The organism is Emticicia fontis (genome assembly GCF_054779675.1).
On sequence record NZ_BAAGXU010000002.1, the window covers coordinates 242,783 to 265,502 of the forward strand.

Sequence of the window (22,720 nt, forward strand, 5' to 3'; positions counted from 1 at the left end):
TCAACTTAAATCTTACTGTAAGCCCTATCAAAAATAGGCTTACAGTAAAATGTCTATCGTTTACACCGCAACCGGAGCCTTAATAGCTGGATACGGGTCATATTCTTCCAGTTTGAAATCTTCGTATTTGAAGTCGAAAATGCTTTTGACCTCAGGATTCATCCACATTTTAGGGAGCTTGCGTGGCTCTCTTGATAATTGTAGCTCGACCTGCTCCAGATGGTTTGAGTAAATATGCGTATCACCACCAGTCCAGATAAACTCATGCGCTTCTAAGCCGCATTCCTGTGCAATCATCATGGTCAATAAGGCATAAGAAGCAATATTAAAAGGCACACCCAGAAATACATCTGCACTGCGTTGATATAGCTGACACGAAAGTTTATTATCTGCCACATAAAACTGAAACAGCGCATGGCAAGGCATTAGTGCCATTTGTGACAATTCACCCACATTCCAGGCTGAAACAATAATGCGACGTGAATCCGGCGAGTTTTTTAGCTGCTTTAATACTTCTTTCAACTGGTCAATACTGCGTCCGTCGGTTGTTGCCCAACTGCGCCATTGCTTCCCATAAACCGGCCCAAGATTCCCCTCAGCATCAGCCCATTCGTCCCAGATAGATACCCCATTTTCTTTCAGATATGCCGTATTGGTTTCTCCTTTGATAAACCATAACAATTCATGAATGATAGATTTGGTATGTACTTTTTTGGTAGTAACGAGTGGAAAACCCTCTTGCAGATTAAACCGCATCTGATACCCAAACACACTGATAGTTCCTGTGCCTGTGCGGTCTGTTTTTTTTGTTCCGTTTTCGAGGATATGACGTAGTAAGTCCTGGTATTGTTTCATGGGGTGTTATGCCTATTTGGAATTATTTTGCAAAGGTAATAAATTACATAATACTAGACGTTAATCTTCCAGTGAGCTTCTTTTGTAAATCTTTCTTTGTTTAAAAGATGTTACTTTTTTTACCGGAAAAAAAGTAACCAAAAAAGCCGGCATCATTTAAACTCGTACAATTAAAAATCCGATAGACTATTTATATTTTCATAACTCCTTTCTTGATTTTTAATCGCACTCAAACAGGAAATGATGTTTTATGGTTATAATTTTAGTTGTTATTTTCGAGCAAATTAAAAGGCTCCATTAAAGAAAAAATTTAGTAAAGGCAACGGCAATGCCTTGTCTCGATCTTTAAATGTTCAAGCTCCTAACTACTTTAAATATACAGCTGTAAAACAATTTGAAAAGTGGAAGGCTAATCTCAGACAACTAGCTTTCGTTTTACAAAAACGCAATTGGTGCTGCCAGACATGAGTCTGGTATATCAAATGATTTGACCAAAGGCACGGCATCGGTTCTGATATCCCAACATAGCTGATTGACTAATTTTCTGATAGCTTTGGTTTTAGGGGCCTCCATATAACCTTCTTCCAGATACCAACCTTTGTTTTTTTCAATCTGCGATAAAGCAAATAATTGTTTTAACTTCGTGAGTATGTTTTTGGTTCCTTCGTCTTCATCAGTACTTACAACTTGTTGAAATTGCTCCAACATCAGTCGGTCGAGATAAGCCTGAGCCACATCAAGCATCTGATGCTGCGCTACGTTGAAGGCATCGTAAGAATCGAGACCACTATCAATCAATTTTTTCAGACGTTTCGCGGCAGAAGCCAGTATTACTTTCTCGCGGTATTCAAAGGCGTTTTTATGAAAAGTATCATCCAATAAATGAGCCTCGTCAGTCTTGCGGGTAGCCATTGGGTTTTTCTGCATAATTACGGTCTTGGTCTGTTCGTAGACATAATTCAGCATACCCATGCTATCCATTTTTTCAAATGATTTTCTGAATTCTGCCAGACGACTTTTAGCCACCAATTGCATCAGAACCGTATTATCCCCTTCAAAAGTGGTATAAATCTCTGTATCGTTTTTCAGGGCATCAATGCGATTTTCAGATAAATAGCCTTTCCCACCACAAGCTTCACGGCATTCTTGCAAAATATCTCTGACACTCCAAGTTACATAAGATTTCATTCCGGCAGCGATGGCTTCAATCTCCTGCATTTCTTCTTCTGTGCGATGCAGGAATCGGTTGGTCAGGTATCGCACACCAAAGTGCATGGCATAGGTTTTCGCTAACAAAGGAATCAACCGGCGTTGGTGCATCCGATAATTTAAAATTGGTACTTCTGAGCCACCTTCCGGGCCGAATTGTCGGCGTTGGTCGCCGTATTTAATGGCAATAGTTAAGCCTGATTTTGCTGCCGAAAGTGCCGAACGAGGGATTCCTATCCTACCTCCTACTAAAGTCCCCAGCATTGTAAAGAAACGGCGGTTATCACTTGGTATCGGGCTTTCAAATTCACCATTTTCATTGACCGAGGCGAATTTATCAAGCATATCTTCTTTAGGAATCACTACATTATCAAAAATGATAGTTCCGTTATCAACGCCATTCAAGCCCATTTTATGGCCGCAATCGCCGATGGTAATCCCTTTGAGTATATTCCCTTTTTTATCTCGCAAGGGTACTACAAAGGCATTAACACCATAATCTTTTCCATCAATGATTAATTTGGCAAAAACGGTTGCCATTTGCCCATGTTTGGCGGCATTGCCTATGTATTCTTTTCTTGCATTGGCATGAGGGGTATGAATCGTAAATGTCTGGCTCTCATGATTATAAGTGGCAGTGGTTTCAATACCCTTCACATTAGACCCGTGATTAGTTTCTGTCATGGCAAAGCAACCGGGCAATTCTAATGAGCCAATGGCTTGCAGGTATTTTTTATAATGCTTTTCTGTCCCTAAAAACATGACACTCATGCCCCAGAGTCCGAATTGTACGCCAAATTTTATTACCAGACTCAAATCATGATAGCTGAGCGTTTCCATAATGGCAAAATAATCGGCAATGTTTTCTCCGCCACCATATTGCTTCGGGTATGCCATATTACCCATATTTTCATCGGCCAATATCTTGCACCATTGCAAAACCTTTTCACGATAGACGTTTATATCGGTTGAGGTTTCATAAGCGAACTCTGGCCGGCTGATAATCCCCTTTACTTTTTTGATAATATCTGTATACTCTCCATCCAATAGCTGTGTCAGTTTCTGCGTATCAAAACTGCTGACGGTTTGGTGAACAGAGGTAAAAGTATTTTCAAACGTTTTGAACTGACTAATTGCCTCTTCGCCCGCAAGTCCCAGATTAAATTCAAGATTCGTAAAAACAGGTTCAAGATCGACAATAGTTGGGTCATTTTTGGCTAACCAGACTGAAATATCAAATATATCTTTGGCATCAGGCAATGCCTTTAAACCTTCTTCTATTTCGGCTCTCCATTCAGCTAATTGCTGTCTTGATGGTGGGGCAGCAATATCTACTTCTTCCATCAATTGCTTTTGTTCCTGCTGGCTCAACCAGGTTTGGTCGTCAATAAATTGTTTTAAGGTGCTTAACTCTTTCTGGGTTAAGAGGTCGTCAGACCAGACTATATAAAAGAGCGGAAGAAAAGCTTTCAGTTTTGTGTTCTCCATTTGGTTCGGTTGTGTTTGATGTGGAGGGTAAAATTAGGGAAATAATTGTGAATAGCGAATGGAGAATTGATGAATAAATATTAAGCGAATCTCCCTACTCATCATTCTTATACTTTGGTAACTTTTGCTGTCAGTTTTCAAAAAGGTTCCTACCATAAAGGCAATTTTTTCGGTTCTGCCTGAGTGGTCATTACGCTGAATCATCTTTAGACCGTAGAGGCCTTCAGACAAAAAGGTAGTCACCGTAGTGTCTACCTTTTCTGATGCTATTTGAGTGACTGGTATTTTTACAGTATGCTGCTTGTAGCTCTTTTTTTGACTGGACTTCCTCTTTTCTTCGGTCATGATAATTTTGTTATACGGACGGCTAGTTGCGGACGGCCAGTCGCGGATTGTTACCCAAAACTTAGCGCCTTCCTAAATTTCCGACTTAAAATTGTGTTTTCAAAGTATTGGAGAAGGTTTTTCGTAAAATCAAACTGTTTGGAAAGTGCTTATGTTTGGAGTGGTCTGGTTTTCATCATTTGTTGTAGAAATAACCTAAAAATCACCTATAAAACTTCTGACCTTTTTCAATTTTCTCTAAAGTTTTTACTATTCTATCTGCTTTTGTTTCTTCGGTTTTCGCAGAATAAATCCAATCGATAAAGGCTTTTTTTTCACCATCAGAATAGGACAGGAATTTTTCATAAATACCCAATTCATTTTGCATACATTCTTTTAATTCCTCTGGGATTTCGGTAGGTAAATCATCAGCAAACAGAATTATATGTACCTCATCGCCAGCCTCTTTTTTGATTTTCTTTCTGATTTCCAGTTTCACAGCCAGAAATAGTTTCCCATTGCCCATTGGCATCAGATTATAAGCGCTGATTTCAAAATCATCAATTGTACCCCTTACTCTCACCCAGCCAAAAGGAGAACGTTTATCCTGTGGAATTTCCGGGATTTCTGCATAGGTCCAACCGCCTTTCCCTTCATATTTTTTGAGAGTATACTTACCGTCAATCAATGGCACCTCCATTATTTCTTCGATTTTTTGGCTAATGGGTTAAAGTCCAGACATTTCTGTATCCATTGCTCCAGGTTCTTCTGGCTTTTGAAACCATTTTCTGTTACATATACATAGCCTTTCATAGATTTGCCTGTAAAATCCATCGGCACACAATTGACATCTTCCATAGCGGCTTCATAATCCTGCTCGCTTAGCCGACAAAGTAATACATCATCTCCGGTCTTTTTATCAATATGAGTGGCGCAAAACATCTTGTCATCAACCATGATACAAATGCCACTGAACATTTTCTTTTCTGAAAATTCTACTTGTTTATCTATCAGGATTTCTCTGATTCGTTGCAAGATATTTTCATTATAAGGCATTGCGGTATTATTTGGTTTGTGTGATTATAAAGATAGGAAATTATTAATGAATCGCGAATGGTGGATGCGAGATTAGTATAATTAATATTTGATAAAAACAAAGGCAAAGCCTTGTCTCCTTCATTAAAAGGTAAGGAGGAGAAAGTACAAAAAAAAGTCCCCGAACGCTTCGGGGACCATTTTCTAATAATCAAAAACAGAAAAATGTTATATTACAGGTATTTTAGGTTAAAACGACTTAAATTACCGTGTCTTTTTATCACAACAGGCTTTACCTTCTCTCTTGGCGGCTTCTTTCATTTCTTTCGCACATTCTTTTTCCATAGCCTTGTTGCAACACTTCGTTTCTTGTTTGTCTTTCTTTTTCTTGATTTTCCCCCAATCAAAAGCATAAGCAGAAACTCCGATAAAAACACTAAAAAATGCAATCGTAAGGACACGACGAGACACTGAGGTTTTCATAGTGATAATAATGTTTATAGTTGAAAAACACGTATGTTCTTAACTCATTACAAACACTATGCCAATTGCAATTTGTCTTATAAAATTGCAATTGGGGTTATATCGTTGTTAATTTTATACTTAAATTACTGATTCAATGAGTATGAATGAGTGATTTCGGCTGATGCAGATAATTGGGCAGTAGCCGAACAGTATTTTTCCATAGAGAGTTTGATGGCTCTTTCTATTTTTTCAGGGTCAATCGTGCCTTTAAAAGCAAAATGCACATTAATCTTTCTGAATGGCTTCATTTCTGTACCCTCTATCTGTACACGTTCGCCATCTACCGAAATCCTTAAGTCTTCAATTATCTGGCGTTGTTTCTTTAAAACCAAAATCACATCGATAGCCGTGCAACCGCCTAAACCCATCAATAACAATTCCATGGGTCTTGCGCCAAGGTTGTTTCCGCCAATATCTACGCTGGCATCTATATTTACTGCTACATCTGATGTTCCTTTTGCCTCAAAATGAAAAGCATCATCTACTCTGACTAATTCAACTTTCATATGTTTATTTTGTTGTAATGCGTTGGTTAAAACTATCTGCTAAATCAATTATTCCTACTCAGGCCGACATTTTTATCTGGTGGCAAGTTAGTTTAATTTATGAGATAACACCGAATTCCTTTACTAAAGTTTCCTGATTATCTTATCCAAAATCAGTCTGAATAGTCTCCTAAAACTCTCACTTTCATTTTTGACTACAACAAAAGGCGATTCGGCTACATCCGTTTTAGGGCTATTACTGAATTTTGCATCAACAAAATAACAGAAAAAAATGAAAATAGTAGTAACAGGTTCGTTAGGCCATATCGGCAAACCACTCACACAAGCGTTGGTGCAAAAAGGGCATTCGGTTACGGTTATCAGCAGTAAAGCTGAAAGACAAGCTGAAATTGAAGCTTTGGGTGCAATAGCTGCCATCGGTACGATGGAAGATGCGCATTTCTTGACCGAAACTTTTAAAGGAAACGATATAGTGTATACCATGGTGACACTTAATTCGGATAGTGATTTCGATAAAGATATTGACATTGTGGAGGCTTTGTCTCAAATTGGAAGCAATTATAAACAAGCTATTCAGGAGTCGGGCATCAAGCGCGTGATTCATTTAAGTAGTATCGGCGCGCACATGGAAAAAGGAAACGGGATGCTTGCCTTTCATTATAGAATTGAGCAAACCCTGAATCAATTGCCGGATGATGTTTCTATCAAATTTATGCGGCCGGTTGGTTTTTATTATAATATGTTTGCTTTCATCCCAACCATAAAAAGCCAGAATACCATTATTTCTAATTATGGTGGCGATGAGAAAGAACCCTGGGTTTCGCCAGTTGATATTGCTGAAGTGATTGCAAAGGAAATAGACAAACCGTTTGATGGCAGAGAAATTCGCTATATCGCAAGTGATGAGGTATCTCCAAACGAAGTAGCCCAAATTTTAGGTGAAGCCATCGGGCAACCTGATTTAAAATGGCTGGCGATTCCTGACGAACAATTCAAGAACAATTTAATAACGATTGGCATGAATCCACAAACCGCCGAGGGTTTTATGGAAATGAACGCTAGCAGACGTGGTGGTGTTTTATATGAAGATTATGCGCGTAATAGACCAACGCTCAGCAAAACCAGATTAGTTGATTTTGCCAAACAGTTTGCAGCAGTTTACCAACAACAATAAATTATTTCGACATTGGCAACTACCAAAACTTATCGGATAAAAACCATCAGCGAATTTCACCAGTTACGTGGTTTGCAGAAACCTGAGCATCCACTAATCAGTGTGGTGGATTATAGCCAGATAAAGCATACGGCTGAGCATAATGAATACCATTGTGTGCTGGATTTTTATTCGATTTCTTTAAAACGAAATTCGGTTGCTAAAATAAGATATGGGCAGCAGGAATACGATTTTGATGAAGGTGTGATGTTTTTTATAGCACCCGGACAAGTATTTGGTATTATTGTCGATATGTCTGTTCCATCAACGCATTCGGGGTGGATGCTCCTAATTCATCCCGATTTCTTATGGAATACTTCGTTAGCCAAAACCATCAAAAATTATGAGTATTTTGGCTATGGGGTCAATGAAGCCCTATTTATGTCTGAGAAAGAAGAGGGTATTATGCTTAATATCATCCAGAATATTCAGCAGGAATATCACTCCAATATTGATAAGTTCAGCCAACAGATTATCATTTCACAGATTGAAACCTTGCTCAATTATTCTGAAAGATTTTACCATCGTCAGTTTATTACCCGTCAAAAAGCCAACCATCAGGTACTTGACCGTTTAGAAAAATTATTGACTGATTATTTCAATAGTGAAGATTTATTGAAAAACGGCCTACCCACTGTTCAGTTTATTTCCGAAACGCTCAATATATCGCCAAATTACCTGCGGGGTTTACTGAAAGTGTTAACCGGGCAAAGTACGCAACAGCATATTCATGATAAACTGATTGATAAAGCCAAGGAAAAACTATCTACTACCGATTTATCAGTCAGCGAAATAGCCTATGACCTGGGCTTTGAACATCCACAGTCTTTCAGTAAATTATTTAAGACTAAAACTAATTTTTCTCCTTTAGAATTCAGGCAGTCTTTTAATTGAACGAAGAATGCCTTAGTAGCTTATTTATTCTATTTTTAATGTCTAATGTGAACAAGACGTTCGCGCCACAATTGGGTGGTTTCTGCCTCCTTTTTCCTTGCCTCATTCTCCTTTCTTCTTTTCTTATTGAAAGTTTTTTAAGAAATTGCATTTCCAAATGACTTTTTGAACCAGAACTACTCCACTTAAACGTGCTTTTATCAAGCCGATTTTGTGGCAAATAGACTATTTTTTCTAACGAAAAAGCGAAAAAACCCGACAAAATGGCGAAATACAATTCATTAAAAGAAATTCAGGAGGCTATCAGCCAACAAGAGACCTCCTGTGTCGAATTGGTCAAATATTATCTGCAACGGATTGAAGAAAATAAAAATCTTAATGTTTTTTTAGAAGTATATGCCGACGAGGCTTTAAAGCACGCCGAGGAGGTTGATAATAAAATTAAGAACGGTACAGCCGGACGCCTTGCCGGAATGGTGATTGGTGTAAAAGATGTATTGGCGCACGAAAACCATGGTTTGCAGGCAGCCAGTAAAATACTGGATAAATTTGAATCGCAGTTTACAGCAACAGCAGTACAGCGGGTAATCGACGAAGACGTGATTATCATTGGCCGCCAGAACTGTGATGAATTTGCGATGGGTTCATCTAATGAGAATTCTGCTTTTGGAGTAGTACGCAACTATGCAGATACTTCTCGTGTACCCGGCGGTTCTTCAGGAGCATCAGCCGTGGCTGTGCAAGCTGATATGTGTCTGGCTTCCTTAGGTTCTGATACAGGTGGCTCGGTTCGCCAACCTGCTGCTTTTTGTGGCGTAATTGGCGTAAAACCTACTTATTCAAGAGTATCGAGATGGGGGCTGGTTGCTTATGCTTCCTCATTTGATTGTGTAGGCCCTATTACCAGAGATATTGACGATGCCGCCCTCTTACTGGAAATTATTGCCGGAGCCGATGAATATGATACAACGGTTTCAACCAGAGCGGTGCCTGAATATTCTAAACAACTGGCACCTAAAAAACAATACCGCATTGCCTATATGCGTGAAGCCCTTGAAAGTGAAGGACTTGACGAAGATGTGAAGCAGCGAACTTTTGAGAAAATAAATTGGTTGAGAGACCAAGGGCATGTGGTGGAAGCTGTCGACTACCCATTGCTGAAATATCTACTACCTACATATTATATACTCACCACTGCAGAAGCCAGTTCAAATCTGTCGCGTTTCGATGGCGTTAAATACGGTTATAGGGCCAGTGCAGATAAAATAAAAAATCTGGAAAATTTATATAAGAAAACCCGTGCAGAGGGATTCGGTGCTGAGGTGCGCCGACGCATTGTTTTAGGCACTTTTGTATTAAGTGCAGATTATTATGATGCCTATTATACCAAAGCACAGCGTGTTCGTCGTTTAATAAAAGAATCAACAGATAAAATCTTAGCGTCATACGATTTTTTGATTTCGCCTACTACTCCTACACCACCTTTTAAGATTGGAGAAAAATCGGAGGATCAGTTGCAGATGTTCTTAGCTGATATTTTTACAGTGCAAGCAAACGTAATTGGAAACCCGTGTATTTCTATACCAAACGGCCAGAATTCTGAAGGTTTACCGATTGGAATTCAGGTGCTTGGCAGAAATTTTGAGGAAAGCGAAATGCTCGCGTTTGCCAAATTTTTGCAGTGATAATAAGCACAGAAGTAGTTTGAAAAAACGATGCCTTTACCTCAAAATGACTCTGTTTCATTGAAAATGAAGCCTTATATAACTCATTTTGAGATAAAAAAAATAACTCAAACTAACCCTGAAGCCTTTATTATTTTTTCAGAAAAAATTGAAAATATTAAAAAAAACTTTACAATTACTTGACAAACAAGAGGTTATGGACTATTTTTGGAAAAGTTTGCTTCCTATATCCATAACAAAGGCTAAGGTCCCTTAGTAAAAGAGATTGAAATTATGACATTAATCAAGAAGTTTCTCGTCCTGACGAGCCTTATTGGCAGTGCCAGCTTTACGTCGCACGCTCAGTCTGTAATTCCTCAAGAAGCTATCACAGTTTCTTCTGAAGACACTCTTAAAGAAAAAGAAGAGATAGCAGTTGTTGAATCATTTATTCCGTCAGCTGATGTAAACAAAGTACGTGATGGTTTCCAGAAAATGCAAAAAACAATTCCTCTGGAATACAATGCCGCTGTACACAGTTTTGTAGATTACTTCATCTACAAAAAACCGAGCTTCACCAAGCGTATGCTTGAAAGAAAAGATTTTTATTTCCCGATTTTCGAGAAATATCTCGCAAAGTATGAAATGCCTGACGAATTGAAATACCTTTCAATGATTGAGTCAGGTCTGAATCCAAAAGCCATTTCAAGAGCTAAAGCCGTAGGTCTCTGGCAATTCATGAAACCAACCGGAAAAGAACATGGCCTAAGAATTGATGAGTATGTAGACGAAAGAATGGATATCGAAAAAGCAACAGATGCTGCTTGTAGATATTTCAGACAATTATACCGCATTTTTGGTGACTGGGAACTGGTATTAGCTTCTTATAATACAGGCCCGGGCAATTTAAGAAGAGCCATCCGCCGCGCCGGAAACATCACTAACTACTGGCAACTTCACCCTTACCTTCACAAAGACACCCGTACTTATGTTCCGCAATTCACTGCCATTATGTATATGATGCATCATGCGGATGAGTATGGGATTACGGCAGAGGATTCTTTGAGAATGAGCCCTAGAGAGTTCCAGACGGTAACGGTTGATGGATATGTAGATGTTGAGGCTTTCTGTACTGCCAGTGGCATCAGTATTGATGATATTCAACTGTTGAATCCGCATCTATTGAAAGGCTATGTTCCATCATGGAATCGCGGACTGGAATTGAGAATTCCTTCTGAAAGTTTTGCTTATTTTGAAGCTAATCGTCAGATGATTCTGGACTCTGCCTCAAAAGATCATGGACCTGCGATGCTGGCATCTAACAATCCGCAGACAGAGTCAGGTGTGATTATTATCGGAGGTAATGCCAAATATCCGGCAGCTAATGATGATAATGACGACGGGGACGACAATGCCAATGTGAAACCCGCAAGAACAGAAGATGATGTAAAGAAAATACATAGAGTTAAGAAACGGATTTACGTTGTAAAAAAAGGTGATGTATTAAACAGAATTGCCGATAAGTTTGACGTAGATATGTATGACATAAAAGTCTGGAACAAGTTGAAGTCTTCAAAAATCATGAAAGGCCAGAGATTGGTGATTCTGGATGATGACAACGACGAGGTAGCAGAAGTAGAACGCACAATAAAAGCTGAAAGAAAAACCAAAAAAGAAATTGAAAGAACCAAACCTAAGTATCATGTCGTGCAAAGAGGTGATACTCTATGGAAAATTTCACAACGATATGGAGGGATTTCTATCGAAAAAATCAAAAAAATGAATGGCTTACGTTCTAATAGCGTAAAAACCGGACAAAAATTGAAAATCAGCTAATAATGCTTTTTTTCTTAAAAAAACAGCCTTTGGAATCCAAAGGCCGTTTTTGTTTATGGGTTACCAACAAAATCTTTTATAAGAGCCTTATAATTAACCAGTTCTGAAAAAACCTATTTTCTCTATCCAATTCTCTCTTTCAAATCTGCTGTAACGCCATTTAATAAAAAAAATTTTATTAAAGAGTCAAAAACTTATTTTATGGTTGAAAGTTTTATTAAATTAGATTACCCTTTCATCCATATTACTGAAACTGCACATGATAAACTTTGACTCTGAACCCAGATTGTATCTGGCAATATGTAACTTGCTCTTGGTTGCCTCTGCCTTGTTAAGCTTTTATCCTCTGTTACGTAATCCTGCGGAAAAGCTTAAGTTTTATAACTACTTGTTGCTCTGCGTTTTTGCCGTCACTTACGTGGCTTTTCGTCTGCCTGTCGTTTTCTATAATACATCGTTAAATCCTGATGAAAGCATGTTTATTGTAGGTGCCATGACACTTGCCGAAAACCCAGTGTATTGGGAATCAGTAGATGGATGTACCAGTGGACCGTTCAGTTTTTATTCAATCACTGCTTTCTGCGAGCTTTTTAAACAACCGTACGATTATGTATCTGCGCGCATCGTTGGCTTATTTTTGATGATAGCCAATTTTATATTGAATTTCTCTACCCTGCGAAAGTTTTTCTCAACCCGTGTTGCTGCTATCAGTATCTTTTGCGTAATGGCATTTCTGAGTACAACCAGGCTTCCAGATTTTGTACATTTCAGCAGCGAAAAACTCCCTATATTTTTGTTGAGTATCATGAGTTTTTTATGTGCACTGATGGTCAAAAATCAAGAATTAAAGAAAAGCCATCTTTTCTGGTTTGGTTTTGTGGCAGGCATGGTTCCTTTTACGAAATTACAGGCAATTCCGATTGCAGCTTTATTGGCATTAATTACTTATTGGCTTATCTATCAAAAAAAGAAAAAACAATCTATCTCTTATTTCAGCATATTTACTTTAGGCGGTCTTTGTGTACCGTGTTTGCTCGTTGTGTTTGGTGCTTATTTCGGGTTTCTTGAAAATCTTTGGGTATTTTACATCAAAAATAATCTGAGCTATGGCAGCAATGTTTCTATTCTGTCAGGTTTCATTCACTCATTTAGTGACCCGATTAATATTTTCACTAAGATTATTGTCGTTCTGGGAGGGATGCTTATTGGCTATCAGTTTTTTTATAAAAAGCAGTTTAAACCTACCTTTACTTCCTTATTTATACTGGTTTTCATTAGTAGCAGCATTTTCGCCGTCTTCAAACCCGGGTTTATGTTTCATCATTATTTACTATTTTTAGTTTTCCCTACTGTTCTATTATTTGGCTATTTCCTGAATGAATTCCTGATTTTACCCGATTTCCGACTAAAAAAAATAGTTATAGCCACTACACTATTGGTAATTTTAGCATTTACGGTAAACGTTCAAGGCAAAAATGAATATGTGACGGCAAATCATTCGGTAAGACCCATGAATATTTCGCCCATTAGTCAGGAAATACTCCGGTATACTTTGCCAAATGAACCCCTGGTTATCTGGGGAGAATCCGGGAAACATTATCTGGAAACGAAACGTAAGCAGGGCGTGAGATGGAGCCATACCTATTGGGGTATGTATAGTGAGCCTCAACAGAAATTATTCCGGCAAGCCTATGTAGAGCAATTTCAACGGATTCTTGCCCCTGTTTTTATTGATACACATGTAAATGCCGGGTCGTTTATCGTTCGAAAGGATTGTGGCTATGAAACTGTGCCGGAACTAAAAAAAATAGTTGATGAAAATTATCAGTTTCTGGCAGAGATAGACCAGCAAAGAATCTACATCCGAAATGATAGGCTGGCCGACATCCATCAAAGAAAAGAATTAACGGAGATAAACTCAATGGGTGTGGCAGAGTAAGCTTTGTGCACTCACAAAAGAAAGGGCTTTTACAGCCCTTTTTTATGTAAAATTTAATAATAGGCCTATGTAAGAAATTCAGCAATGGTATTTTCTATTTTTCTCATGGGAACCAGAAAAGGTTTGTCTGTGATAGTTACCTCAATATGAGTCTGAGGACTATCTACTGTAGAAAGTACCAGATAACTGCCTTTGATATCACCAATAGGTGTATCAAGGCTAAACATTCCTTTGTTATTATCACCTTTAAAAATACCACCTTTTTGGGTGATGGCATTATTGGCTGTAACAACAAATTGATTGGAAGTGCCAGGGAAGTCAATGTTAAATGATGATGCCATAGCTGTTAGCGTTTAAAATTGAAAATATTCTGCCACTGCGGATTCAAAAAAATTGTGGACATATGCAGTTGCCGGTTTCTATAAAACCTAAAAATGCGGCTTTGTGTTCCGCATTTAGATTTTTATAATTTTTTCTTCATGTAAATCTATCCTATATATACGAGATTTCCAACATTTATTTATAGGAATAACTTACACCAATTTCACCAACTCATTCAATTTTAACAAAGCCTCAATTGGCGATAAGGTATTGACATCCAAGGTTTTTAGTTTATTCTTCAGTTCTTCCAGTTTCGGGTCTTGTGGCTCGAAGAAACTCAGCTGAATATTATTTTTAGGGGCTTGTTGTATTTTCTCTTTATTATCTTCTTTGATATGGTCTTGCTCCAGATGATGTAATATTTCGTTGGCTCTCAGTACTACTGATTGGGGCATTCCGGCTATTTGAGCTACATGGATACCGAAACTATGCTCACTTCCTCCCTCTTTGAGTTTACGTAAGAATACAATTTTATTATCAACTTCTTTTACCGCCACATTGAAGTTCTTGATACGGGTAAAATCTTCTGTCAATTGATTTAACTCATGGTAATGAGTTGCGAAAAGTGTCCAAGGCTTGTTTTTAGGATGATTGTGCAGGTATTCGGCAATACTCCAGGCGATACTTACGCCATCGTAAGTGCTGGTTCCACGCCCGATTTCATCCATAATTATCAGGCTTCTATCGCTCAGGTTGTTCAGGATGCTGGCCGTTTCGGTCATTTCAACCATAAAGGTCGATTCTCCCCTTGATAAATTATCACTTGCCCCTACGCGGGTAAATATTTTATCGACCAAACCTAATTCAGCACTTTGGGCAGGCACAAAACTACCCACCTGTGCCATTAGCACAATAATAGCCGTCTGACGCAATAAAGCTGATTTCCCGGCCATATTCGGGCCTGTAATGATGATGATCTGCTGTGTTTCATCATCCAGAAATAAATCATTCGGCACATAGCTTTCACCTAAAGGCAATTGTTGCTCAATTACAGCATGGCGACCTTCCTTGATATGAATGATCTTATTTTCAGTAACTTTAGGCTTACAATAGTTATTCTTGAGAGCGACTTTAGCAAAAGACGATAAAGCATCCAGAATTGATATAATACGGGCATTCTGCTGAATCTGTGCAACAAACTCGCCTGCAGTTACTACCAGATCATTGAATAATCTCTGCTCAATCTCAAAAATTTTCGTTTCAGCCGTCAGGATTTTCTCCTCATAGATTTTCAGTTCTTCAGTAATATAGCGCTCGGCATTTACCAGGGTCTGTTTACGAATCCAGTCATTTGGCACTTTGCTTTTGTGTGCATTGGAAACTTCCAGATAATAACCGAATACTTTATTATAAGAGATTTTCAGCGAAGGAATACCTGTACGTTGTGCCTCACGGTTCTGAATTTCAATCAGAAAGTCTTTACCTGAAAAAGCGATCTTGTGTAATTCATCTAAATCAGCATCCACTCCTGATTTGAGCATATTTCCCTGATTAGTCACCACCGGTGGTTCATCCCTGATTTCTTTTTCGATTTTATCTACCAGATACTGGCAATCGGTAAGCTGATGAATATACTTCTGTAAAATAGTAAACTCCTTGCTGCCTATCTCTAATAGTTTTTTGATTGGTAATATTTGCGAAAGGGCTCTTTTCAGCTGCACCATTTCACGCGGATTGATTCGACGAACCGCTACTTTCGAGATTAATCGCTCTAAATCGCCAATTGGCTTTAGAAGAACCGAGAGGTTTTCTGCCATTTCATCGTTCTGCACAAAAAACTCTACGGTATCTAATCGCTCCTGTATCAGGCTTTTTTCTTTCAGAGGTAATACCAACCATTTGCGGAGTAATCGAGCTCCCATTGGCGTAATAGTCTGGTCTAATACCTGAATCAAAGGTACACCACCCTCATGCTGTGCAAAGACGAGCTCCAGATTACGAATGGTAAACCGATCAAGCCAGACATACTTATCTTCATCTAAGCGCGTCAGACGAGAGATATGGCCCATTTCTTTATGCTCTGTATCAGACAAATAGCGTAGAATAACCCCGGCCGCTATAATACCATCAGCCAGGTTTTCGACACCAAAGCCTTTCAGTGACGAAGTTCTGAAATGAGTAGTGAGCAAATTATAAGCAAAATCATATTTATAAGCCCAGTCTTCAAAACAGAACTCATTGAATTTATCTCCAAAAGTACCCTGAAACTCCTGACGATGTTTTTTGCAGTATAATACTTCTGATGGAGCAAAACTTTGTAAAAGCTTATCAATATAAGCCGTGTTGCCCTCTGTAGTCAGAAACTCTCCCGTAGATACATCCAGGAACGCCACACCAAAGTAATCAGGCTTGGCAAAATGGATAGAGGCCAGATAATTATTCTGCTTGGTGTTCAGTACATTATCATTAAATGATACACCAGGAGTAACCAATTCTGTAACGCCTCTTCTTACGATACCCTTGGCGGTGCTTGGGTCTTCGAGTTGGTCGCATATGGCCACGCGTTGACCTGCCCTTACTAATTTAGGCAAATAGGTATCCAATGAGTGGTGTGGGAATCCGGCTAATTCTTCTTGTGCGCCACCATTATTGCGGCGTGTCAGAACAATGCCTAATATTTTTGAAGCCTTGATGGCATCTTCGCCGAATGTTTCATAAAAATCCCCTACGCGGAACAATAGCATTGCTCCGGGATACTTAGATTTGATTTGATTATATTGTCGGTTGAGAGGGGTCTCTTTCGCTTGCTTTATTAACTCTTCTTTAGACGGACGTGCCACTTGATACGATTTTTATCTCCTTAAACTACAAATTTACGCATTTTTATCGAGGGAAGCTAGATAGAATCAGGAAAATGGTGGTATGATTATGGAGCCCTTAATAACAATCAAAAGCCTCAATTCTACCAGAGAATGAGGCTTTTGCAGGGAGTTAATGTTTTTCTTTTTACTAAGGTGGTAAGCGTTAATAGCCCAGGGTGTTAGGCTCTTAAGGCGTATTTGTTAATTTTTTGAAACAATTCTTTAGGGTTGAATGGCTTGGTTACAAAACCGTTCATACCTACTTGATAAACTCTGTCCTGGGTGTTTAATACAGAAGCAGTCAGGGCAATAATCGGGGTTCTTTTATCGAATTTTCTAATATTTTCAGTAGCTGTATAACCATCCATTTCGGGCATTAAAAGGTCCATTAATACAATCTGGTAATCGTTGGTAGCCAGTTTTTCAACAGCAATTTTTCCGTTGGCAGCTGTATCGTAATGCATTCCCCATTTTTCTAAAAACCGGGTTGCGATTTTGATATTAATCGGGTAATCTTCTACTAACAAAACCTTTGTACCCTTCAGGGTGTGCTGGTCAAAAACCTCTTCTTTTCTAACAATCGTAGTTGGCTGGGAAGTTGCTTTCAGATTGATGGTAAAATAGAAGTTTGAACCCTCACCTACCTTGCTTTCGACCTGAATTTTACTACCATACAACTCCAGTAGTTTTTTTGTAATACCCAAACCTAAACCAGTGCCACCAAAACGGCGGGTAATTTGCTTATCAGCCTGAGCAAATTTCTCAAAAATTCTCGACAGATTTTCTTTAGCGATTCCGATTCCTGTATCCTTCACCGAAACATCAAGCGCCACCGAGTCATCTGTGAAATGATTCATTTGTACTTTGATAGTAATGCGGCCATTATCAGTAAACTTCACAGCGTTGTTCACCAGATTATTCATAATCTGGCTCAGGCGCAATGGGTCTCCGATGAGTTGTTCAGGGATGTTGTCGTCAAATTCTAATTCAATTTCTACCTCCTTAGAAGCCGCGTGTACTTCAATCGATTTCTTGATGTTTGTAACCAGATCCTTAATATTGAAATCAATACATTCAAGCTCAACTTTACCTGCTTCTATCTTGCTGAAATCAAGAATGTCGTTAATCAATACGTTGAGGTTTTCGGTTGAAAACTGTAAAATCTTAAGATTCTCGAGCATTTCCGGGCTATGATTTTCCTGTTGCATGAGGTAGGTCATGGCCACAATGCCGTTGAGAGGTGTTCTGAGCTCGTGGCTCATCATTGATAAGAATTCCGTTTTAGCATCAGAGGCCTTATCGGCATCTTCCTTTGCCTTTCTCAACTGAATTTCAATTCCTTGCTGATAAATCAACAGTTTTTTGATAAAGACTGCCAGCTCAAACAGGTTGTCTCCATCAAAATCAGGCAGTTTGTAATTTTTCGGTAAATCAAGCTTGCTGATACCTTCCGAAAGTTTCTGAACAGATTCACGTCTTTGTTGTATCTCTTCTTTCAGTTTACGGTTGGTTTCAGCATACTTTCTTTCACTCGGGCGTACTAATGCTTTCAGCTGTTCTTTTTCGTGTTCAAACCTGACAAACAGGTCGTTTACCGAATTCAAAAAACCATCCATGAATTTATATCTTGAGTGGTTTTTAGGCAAATGTTCGTTAATCAGTTCAGCGAGCAATAGATGGTAATTTTCGGCATCCATAACGTTTTTCATACTCTTTAGCAAAAAAGATTTTGAGTGTAATTATGATTAAAATATAAATAGTAGCGCGCACACGATACTATTAAAGTTATGACGAAAGCACTTTTTTTATAAATGGGTTGGTAATGTGTTTTACCTTAGTTTTATTTGGATGGCCGTATTCTATAAAAATTCAGTCGGAGTGATGGTGATAAGCAAATTATTGAGCTTAATACCATATCTATTGAAATAAAACAATCAATGTATTTAAGTTGCCTTAAACACAAGCTTATTTTTTAGTAAGAACTGATAGGTACAAATAATTTCTTATAGATAATCACTCTTTATGAATAGCTGTGGGTTCAATTTTGATTGGCATGGTCTTTGTCATTGTAAATCCTGACGAGAAGTCTTTATGTCAATCGGGTCAAATTATCGTGTATTCTTCTACTTTCCTTTTAAATATGGAAAAAGCGATTCTTTTCCGTATTTCTTCGTACTTATATGCTATTAATAAGACAAATATTATACCGATTTTCGTGATTAAACGGTAGATTTTTTTTCTTTAGTGCAATTTCTTACGTATATACTTTTTTTACTCAGATTGCATAAGTATTTTTATTTATGATAAACAGGTAGAATTACCTGAAATATCTGTGAAGAAAAATGACGTCTCTCAAATTAAATAAAAATTAATTTTTTCTTTAAGTCTTATCAACCCAAACCCTTTCAGTTTAATGAAGAGCTTTTTAGTTTTTTTTCTCGTTTTTCTTTTATCAATAATATTTGTCCAAGCGCAAACAGTTGAGGATTATGAGATGGTGGGAGAAAAGAAATATATCAAGGGAGATTATGAAGAAGCCATAGAATATTTTGATAAAGCTATAAAGTTTAATACAAACAAAGTCAATATCTACAATAAACGAGGCTTAAGTCTGGATGCTTTAGGGCACTACGATGAAGCCATTTCAGATTTCAGCAAAGTAATAGATATTGAAGAAGGCAAAATCGCAGAGCCTTATCATAATAGAGGAACAAGCTATAAAAACTTCACAAAATACACAGAAGCCATTCAGGATTTTGATAAAGCCATTTCACTCAAAACAGATAACTCTTTGACCTATTATTACAGAGGTATCTGTTTAGATAATATCGGACGTTATGATGAAGCAATGCAAGATTTCAACAAAGCCATTGAAATGACTCCAAGACAGGCAAATTATTATGCTTACAGAGGAAAAGTCCTGAATCATTTGAGGCGATACAGAGAAGCCATTGAAGATTATAAGACAGCTCTTGCTCTTGACCCGAATCTAGATGAAGCTAAAAATGGGTTAAAAGAGGCTCAGCAAAAGCAGAACAAGAAGCAATAAACATTGTAAATTAAAAGTCCCATAACCTGATGAAGCCCCTTTTAGGAATTATTCTCTATATGTGTTTTGGCTATTGTGAGATTGCAGTCTGGGGTTTTGTGGTTTTGCTACTTAATACCACTTTTATCTCGGCTGAAACCTTGTTATCTCCTGATGCCATGTTTGAATTATATACGGGTGCCCCTGAAAATTATATTCTAGGCAGGCTTAGCATCAATATCATCATCAGTCTGGTATTCGGTACTTTCCTTACATTTCAGTATTGGCTCATCAGAAGGTTCTATATGCTACCAGAGACTATTATAGAGAAGATAGATGCCCGGCTCTTCTTTCAATGGCAAACAGCTGCCCTATTCTGCTTTGGGATTGGGGCCATTGTATGGCGGATTTATAAGATTTTTCATCCATATCCAGAGGCGTGGTAATGTAATAAGCATAAATGATTGAGAAATCCTAAAGAATGCTTCAAGTGTCCTAACTCTTTTCTCTGCAAACGCTGAACTTTGCCATTGTATTAAAAACAATAAAAAATGGCAAAGGAATTTACTTTGATTACTGCTCTGGCCGCAATACTCATTGCAGGCTTATACATTACCCTCTTTTCGTTAGTAAAAGAACCTAACAGACAAATTATCAATGCGCTTATTATTGCCGGAGCAGGAGCTACTTATTGGAGCAGTGGTCTTGGTTTCTACGAATTTCCATTAGGAGTAATAATGATTTATCTGGCGTTTAAAGGACTTAAAGATTATAAATTTCTGGCACTTGGCTGGTTAGTGCATACAGTTTATGATATTCTGCATCATCTTTATGGCAATACGATTGTACCGATGTCTCCCTCCTCTTCCGCCGGATGCGCCATCTGTGATCCGATTTTAGCTTTATGGCTTTGTATGGGTGCACCCAGTGTTTTTGATTGGTTTAAGAAGAAAGCATTGTAAGGTCTGTAACCTTATTTAGTATGAGAAGTTTCCTGCTAAAAATTATCGGCATGACTCCTTCAAAACTACTAAACACTACTTGCCTTATTATTTTAGTGAGCGATTAAGGAAGTTAAAATAGTCAATTATATTCCCTTGAATTGTTCGTCAAGACGACCTTATACCTGCTGCCCGGCATATGCTTAATTTTTATTGGAAATAATATTTTCGGCAATAAACAACCATGATTGTCTACAATATTACGTAAACATTAAGCTAATATATCTTAAATATTACCTTCAAACCGCTTTACCTATCCTATAATTTTAGACACAAAAAACACACACCGCTTAATAAAAAAATATAGTTATTTAAATTTTGACTTCTTATATTTATTTGGACAATTGGTTATCGTATTCTGTTTACAGATAGTGTACAGCAATAAGTTTTACCTAATTCATATAAATCTATTATCATCATGAAAATTGCATCTTTCAATGTTGAAAATCTATTTGACAGGCCCAAAATATTTAATGAGCCTAAAGAAGAAAGTAATAAAATAAATGATATTGTCACTAAACTGAATAATCTTCTAGAGTTAGACATATATACTGCTGCCGATAAGGCAAGAATACTTGAACTCTTGACGGATTTAGACTTAAAAGATAAAGATGAAAGTGAGTTTGTGCTTCTAAGACAAAACCGTGGTAAGCTCATATCAAGACATAATGATGGATCAGTCGAAATTGTAGCCAATGGCAGACAAGACTGGATCGGTTGGATTGAATTAAAAACTGCACCAGTCAATGCCACTGCTATTACAAATACAGCGCAGGTGATCAGAGATGTAAATGCGGATATATTTGTTGCAATAGAAGCTGAAAATAGAATTGCCCTTAAACAATATAGTGATATAATTTTAAAGAGCGTAGGCGGTAGCCCTTATGAGGAGGTAATGATTATTGATGGGAATGACACCCGCGGAATTGATGTCGGGATTATGACAAAAAATGGATTCAGAATTGGGATTATGCAAAGCCACGTACATGATAAAAATGCTACGACTGGAGAATCGATATTCAGCAGAGATTGTCCTGAATATTTAATTCATACTCCAACAAATGAGGAAATATGGATTTTGCCCAATCACTTAAAGAGCAAATTCGGTGGGAATAATGCCTCATCAAAAAAGAAAAGACTTTCACAGTCTACAAGAGTTAAAGAAATATATGAGAGATTAACGGCCGAAGGAAAGGATAAAATAGTAATTCTGGGCGACATGAATGATACACCTGATAGCAATGAATTAAGTCCTCTGCTTCAACATACCGATTTGCAGGACGTATCGAAACACCCTAATTTTGATGCGCCTGGAATTAATGGATTTAAAGGAAAAGGTACTTTTGGTTCAGGTACAGATGCAAACAAGATAGATTACATATTGCTTTCACCCGCGTTATTTGCACGCATTACTGCCTGTGGTCTTTTCAGAAAAGGGGCCTGGCCAGGTGTTCGTCCAAAAAAATGGGACGTTTATCCTGAACTGGTAGAAGAAATTCATGCCGCCAGCGATCATCATTTAATCTGGGTTGAACTACAATAGGAATTATGGTAAAATAATCCCTAACTTGCCGCAAACAAAATCTGATTTCCATGCTAACCAATGTTGAACATATCGGCATTGCCGTGAAAGATATGGCGGCTTCTAATGCCTTGTTTTCTAAATTACTGAACGTAGCCCCTTATAAATCTGAATCCGTAGAGAGTGAAGGAGTGCTGACTTCATTTTTCAAGGTAAATGAAACAAAAATCGAATTATTAGAAGCTAGTAATCCTGATAGTGCCATTGCTAAATTTATAGAAAAAAAAGGCGAAGGTATTCACCATATTGCCTTTGAAGTAGATGATATTCTGGCAGAAATGAAACGACTGGAAAGTGAAGGTTTTATTTTGCTGAACGCTGAGCCAAAACTAGGGGCTGACAATAAACTGGTATGTTTTTTACATCCTAAGAGTAGCAATGGAGTATTGGTTGAGTTGTGTCAGGAGCGGAAATATTAAATAAAAAACCACAGAGTTGT

The 22,720-nt window shown here is 38.0% G+C and carries 20 protein-coding genes; 10 read left to right on the top strand and 10 right to left on the bottom strand.

Features of this window, described 5'->3' with window-relative positions:
* Positions 1-60: 60 nt before the first annotated feature.
* The 7 genes from ACYVFA_RS02195 to ACYVFA_RS02225 all read right to left on the bottom strand — a co-directional run bounded on the left by ACYVFA_RS02195 (position 61) and on the right by ACYVFA_RS02225 (position 5,942).
* Entirely contained in the window at positions 61-855 is a 795-nt protein-coding gene (locus ACYVFA_RS02195) for a thymidylate synthase (RefSeq protein ID WP_460470151.1), read from the bottom strand.
* A gap of 435 nt (positions 856-1,290) precedes the next feature.
* Positions 1,291-3,552: an acyl-CoA dehydrogenase family protein gene (locus ACYVFA_RS02200; RefSeq protein ID WP_460470152.1), complete on the bottom strand. Its 2,262-nt coding sequence runs from the start codon at positions 3,550-3,552 to the stop codon at positions 1,291-1,293.
* Positions 3,553-3,585: 33 nt separating this feature from the next.
* On the bottom strand, positions 3,586-3,897 hold the full coding sequence (locus ACYVFA_RS02205; RefSeq protein ID WP_460470153.1) for a hypothetical protein: 312 nt from the start codon (positions 3,895-3,897) through the stop codon (positions 3,586-3,588).
* A gap of 202 nt (positions 3,898-4,099) precedes the next feature.
* Positions 4,100-4,576, bottom strand: coding sequence for a YdeI/OmpD-associated family protein (locus ACYVFA_RS02210; RefSeq protein WP_460470154.1), 477 nt, complete (start codon positions 4,574-4,576; stop codon positions 4,100-4,102).
* Positions 4,576-4,932, bottom strand: a complete 357-nt coding sequence (locus ACYVFA_RS02215) for a TfoX/Sxy family protein (RefSeq protein WP_460470155.1) — start codon at positions 4,930-4,932, stop codon at positions 4,576-4,578. Before ACYVFA_RS02215 ends, ACYVFA_RS02210 begins: the two co-directional genes overlap by 1 nt.
* Before the next feature lie 243 nt (positions 4,933-5,175).
* Entirely contained in the window at positions 5,176-5,394 is a 219-nt protein-coding gene (locus ACYVFA_RS02220; RefSeq protein ID WP_460470156.1) for a hypothetical protein, read from the bottom strand.
* 125 nt (positions 5,395-5,519) lie between these two features.
* The gene (locus ACYVFA_RS02225) at positions 5,520-5,942 is read right to left on the bottom strand and encodes an OsmC family protein (RefSeq protein ID WP_460470157.1); all 423 of its coding nucleotides are present in this window, start codon (positions 5,940-5,942) and stop codon (positions 5,520-5,522) included.
* A gap of 271 nt (positions 5,943-6,213) precedes the next feature.
* On the opposite strand from ACYVFA_RS02225, the gene ACYVFA_RS02230 reads away from it, so the two are divergent.
* From ACYVFA_RS02230 to ACYVFA_RS02250, 5 genes are all read left to right on the top strand, one after another.
* On the top strand, positions 6,214-7,116 hold the full coding sequence (locus ACYVFA_RS02230; protein ID WP_460470158.1) for a Rossmann-fold NAD(P)-binding domain-containing protein: 903 nt from the start codon (positions 6,214-6,216) through the stop codon (positions 7,114-7,116).
* A gap of 12 nt (positions 7,117-7,128) precedes the next feature.
* Positions 7,129-8,049, top strand: coding sequence for a helix-turn-helix domain-containing protein (locus ACYVFA_RS02235; protein ID WP_460470159.1), 921 nt, complete (start codon positions 7,129-7,131; stop codon positions 8,047-8,049).
* A 263-nt stretch (positions 8,050-8,312) separates the two neighbouring features.
* Positions 8,313-9,734 (top strand): amidase, encoded by a 1,422-nt coding sequence (gene gatA / locus ACYVFA_RS02240; RefSeq protein ID WP_460470160.1) that lies wholly within the window; start codon positions 8,313-8,315, stop codon positions 9,732-9,734.
* Between the two features lie 273 nt (positions 9,735-10,007).
* Positions 10,008-11,549 (top strand): lytic transglycosylase domain-containing protein, encoded by a 1,542-nt coding sequence (locus ACYVFA_RS02245; protein WP_460470161.1) that lies wholly within the window; start codon positions 10,008-10,010, stop codon positions 11,547-11,549.
* A gap of 259 nt (positions 11,550-11,808) precedes the next feature.
* Positions 11,809-13,488, top strand: a complete 1,680-nt coding sequence (locus ACYVFA_RS02250; protein WP_460470162.1) for a hypothetical protein — start codon at positions 11,809-11,811, stop codon at positions 13,486-13,488.
* A 65-nt stretch (positions 13,489-13,553) separates the two neighbouring features.
* Here ACYVFA_RS02250 and ACYVFA_RS02255 read toward each other — a convergent pair whose 3' ends face one another.
* From ACYVFA_RS02255 to ACYVFA_RS02265, 3 genes are all read right to left on the bottom strand, one after another.
* Positions 13,554-13,829, bottom strand: coding sequence for a hypothetical protein (locus ACYVFA_RS02255; RefSeq protein WP_460470163.1), 276 nt, complete (start codon positions 13,827-13,829; stop codon positions 13,554-13,556).
* 192 nt (positions 13,830-14,021) lie between these two features.
* The gene (gene mutS / locus ACYVFA_RS02260) at positions 14,022-16,649 is read right to left on the bottom strand and encodes a DNA mismatch repair protein MutS (RefSeq protein ID WP_460470164.1); all 2,628 of its coding nucleotides are present in this window, start codon (positions 16,647-16,649) and stop codon (positions 14,022-14,024) included.
* Between the two features lie 200 nt (positions 16,650-16,849).
* A complete protein-coding gene (locus tag ACYVFA_RS02265; RefSeq protein WP_460470165.1) occupies positions 16,850-18,379 on the bottom strand; it encodes a response regulator in 1,530 nt (509 codons plus the stop codon).
* Between the two features lie 704 nt (positions 18,380-19,083).
* On the opposite strand from ACYVFA_RS02265, the gene ACYVFA_RS02270 reads away from it, so the two are divergent.
* The 5 genes from ACYVFA_RS02270 to mce all read left to right on the top strand — a co-directional run bounded on the left by ACYVFA_RS02270 (position 19,084) and on the right by mce (position 22,700).
* Complete coding sequence (locus tag ACYVFA_RS02270) at positions 19,084-19,719, top strand: tetratricopeptide repeat protein (RefSeq protein WP_460470166.1); 636 nt, start codon at positions 19,084-19,086, stop codon at positions 19,717-19,719.
* Between the two features lie 29 nt (positions 19,720-19,748).
* Positions 19,749-20,144: a hypothetical protein gene (locus ACYVFA_RS02275; RefSeq protein WP_460470167.1), complete on the top strand. Its 396-nt coding sequence runs from the start codon at positions 19,749-19,751 to the stop codon at positions 20,142-20,144.
* Positions 20,145-20,249: 105 nt separating this feature from the next.
* On the top strand, positions 20,250-20,660 hold the full coding sequence (locus ACYVFA_RS02280) for a DUF6010 family protein (RefSeq protein ID WP_460470168.1): 411 nt from the start codon (positions 20,250-20,252) through the stop codon (positions 20,658-20,660).
* A 457-nt stretch (positions 20,661-21,117) separates the two neighbouring features.
* Positions 21,118-22,242, top strand: coding sequence for an endonuclease/exonuclease/phosphatase family protein (locus ACYVFA_RS02285; RefSeq protein WP_460470169.1), 1,125 nt, complete (start codon positions 21,118-21,120; stop codon positions 22,240-22,242).
* 50 nt (positions 22,243-22,292) lie between these two features.
* Positions 22,293-22,700: a VOC family protein gene (gene mce, locus ACYVFA_RS02290; protein WP_460470170.1), complete on the top strand. Its 408-nt coding sequence runs from the start codon at positions 22,293-22,295 to the stop codon at positions 22,698-22,700.
* The last annotated feature ends 20 nt before the right edge of the window (positions 22,701-22,720 follow it).

Bases quoted from the DNA above. Each gene is read 5' to 3' on its own strand.
- ACYVFA_RS02245 (WP_460470161.1), top strand. From the start codon at position 10,008: ATGACATTAATCAAGAAGTTTCTCGTCCTGACGAGCCTTATTGGCAGT.
- gatA (WP_460470160.1), top strand. From the start codon at position 8,313: ATGGCGAAATACAATTCATTAAAAGAAATTCAGGAGGCTATCAGCCAA.
- ACYVFA_RS02200 (WP_460470152.1), bottom strand. From the start codon at position 3,552: ATGGAGAACACAAAACTGAAAGCTTTTCTTCCGCTCTTTTATATAGTC.
- ACYVFA_RS02285 (WP_460470169.1), top strand. From the start codon at position 21,118: ATGAAAATTGCATCTTTCAATGTTGAAAATCTATTTGACAGGCCCAAA.
- ACYVFA_RS02275 (WP_460470167.1), top strand. From the start codon at position 19,749: ATGAAGCCCCTTTTAGGAATTATTCTCTATATGTGTTTTGGCTATTGT.
- ACYVFA_RS02205 (WP_460470153.1), bottom strand. From the start codon at position 3,897: ATGACCGAAGAAAAGAGGAAGTCCAGTCAAAAAAAGAGCTACAAGCAG.
- mce (WP_460470170.1), top strand. From the start codon at position 22,293: ATGCTAACCAATGTTGAACATATCGGCATTGCCGTGAAAGATATGGCG.
- ACYVFA_RS02225 (WP_460470157.1), bottom strand. From the start codon at position 5,942: ATGAAAGTTGAATTAGTCAGAGTAGATGATGCTTTTCATTTTGAGGCA.
- ACYVFA_RS02250 (WP_460470162.1), top strand. From the start codon at position 11,809: ATGATAAACTTTGACTCTGAACCCAGATTGTATCTGGCAATATGTAAC.
- ACYVFA_RS02270 (WP_460470166.1), top strand. From the start codon at position 19,084: ATGAAGAGCTTTTTAGTTTTTTTTCTCGTTTTTCTTTTATCAATAATA.
- ACYVFA_RS02215 (WP_460470155.1), bottom strand. From the start codon at position 4,932: ATGCCTTATAATGAAAATATCTTGCAACGAATCAGAGAAATCCTGATA.
- ACYVFA_RS02220 (WP_460470156.1), bottom strand. From the start codon at position 5,394: ATGAAAACCTCAGTGTCTCGTCGTGTCCTTACGATTGCATTTTTTAGT.
- ACYVFA_RS02255 (WP_460470163.1), bottom strand. From the start codon at position 13,829: ATGGCATCATCATTTAACATTGACTTCCCTGGCACTTCCAATCAATTT.
- ACYVFA_RS02280 (WP_460470168.1), top strand. From the start codon at position 20,250: ATGGCAAAGGAATTTACTTTGATTACTGCTCTGGCCGCAATACTCATT.
- ACYVFA_RS02265 (WP_460470165.1), bottom strand. From the start codon at position 18,379: ATGAAAAACGTTATGGATGCCGAAAATTACCATCTATTGCTCGCTGAA.
- ACYVFA_RS02195 (WP_460470151.1), bottom strand. From the start codon at position 855: ATGAAACAATACCAGGACTTACTACGTCATATCCTCGAAAACGGAACA.
- ACYVFA_RS02210 (WP_460470154.1), bottom strand. From the start codon at position 4,576: ATGGAGGTGCCATTGATTGACGGTAAGTATACTCTCAAAAAATATGAA.
- ACYVFA_RS02230 (WP_460470158.1), top strand. From the start codon at position 6,214: ATGAAAATAGTAGTAACAGGTTCGTTAGGCCATATCGGCAAACCACTC.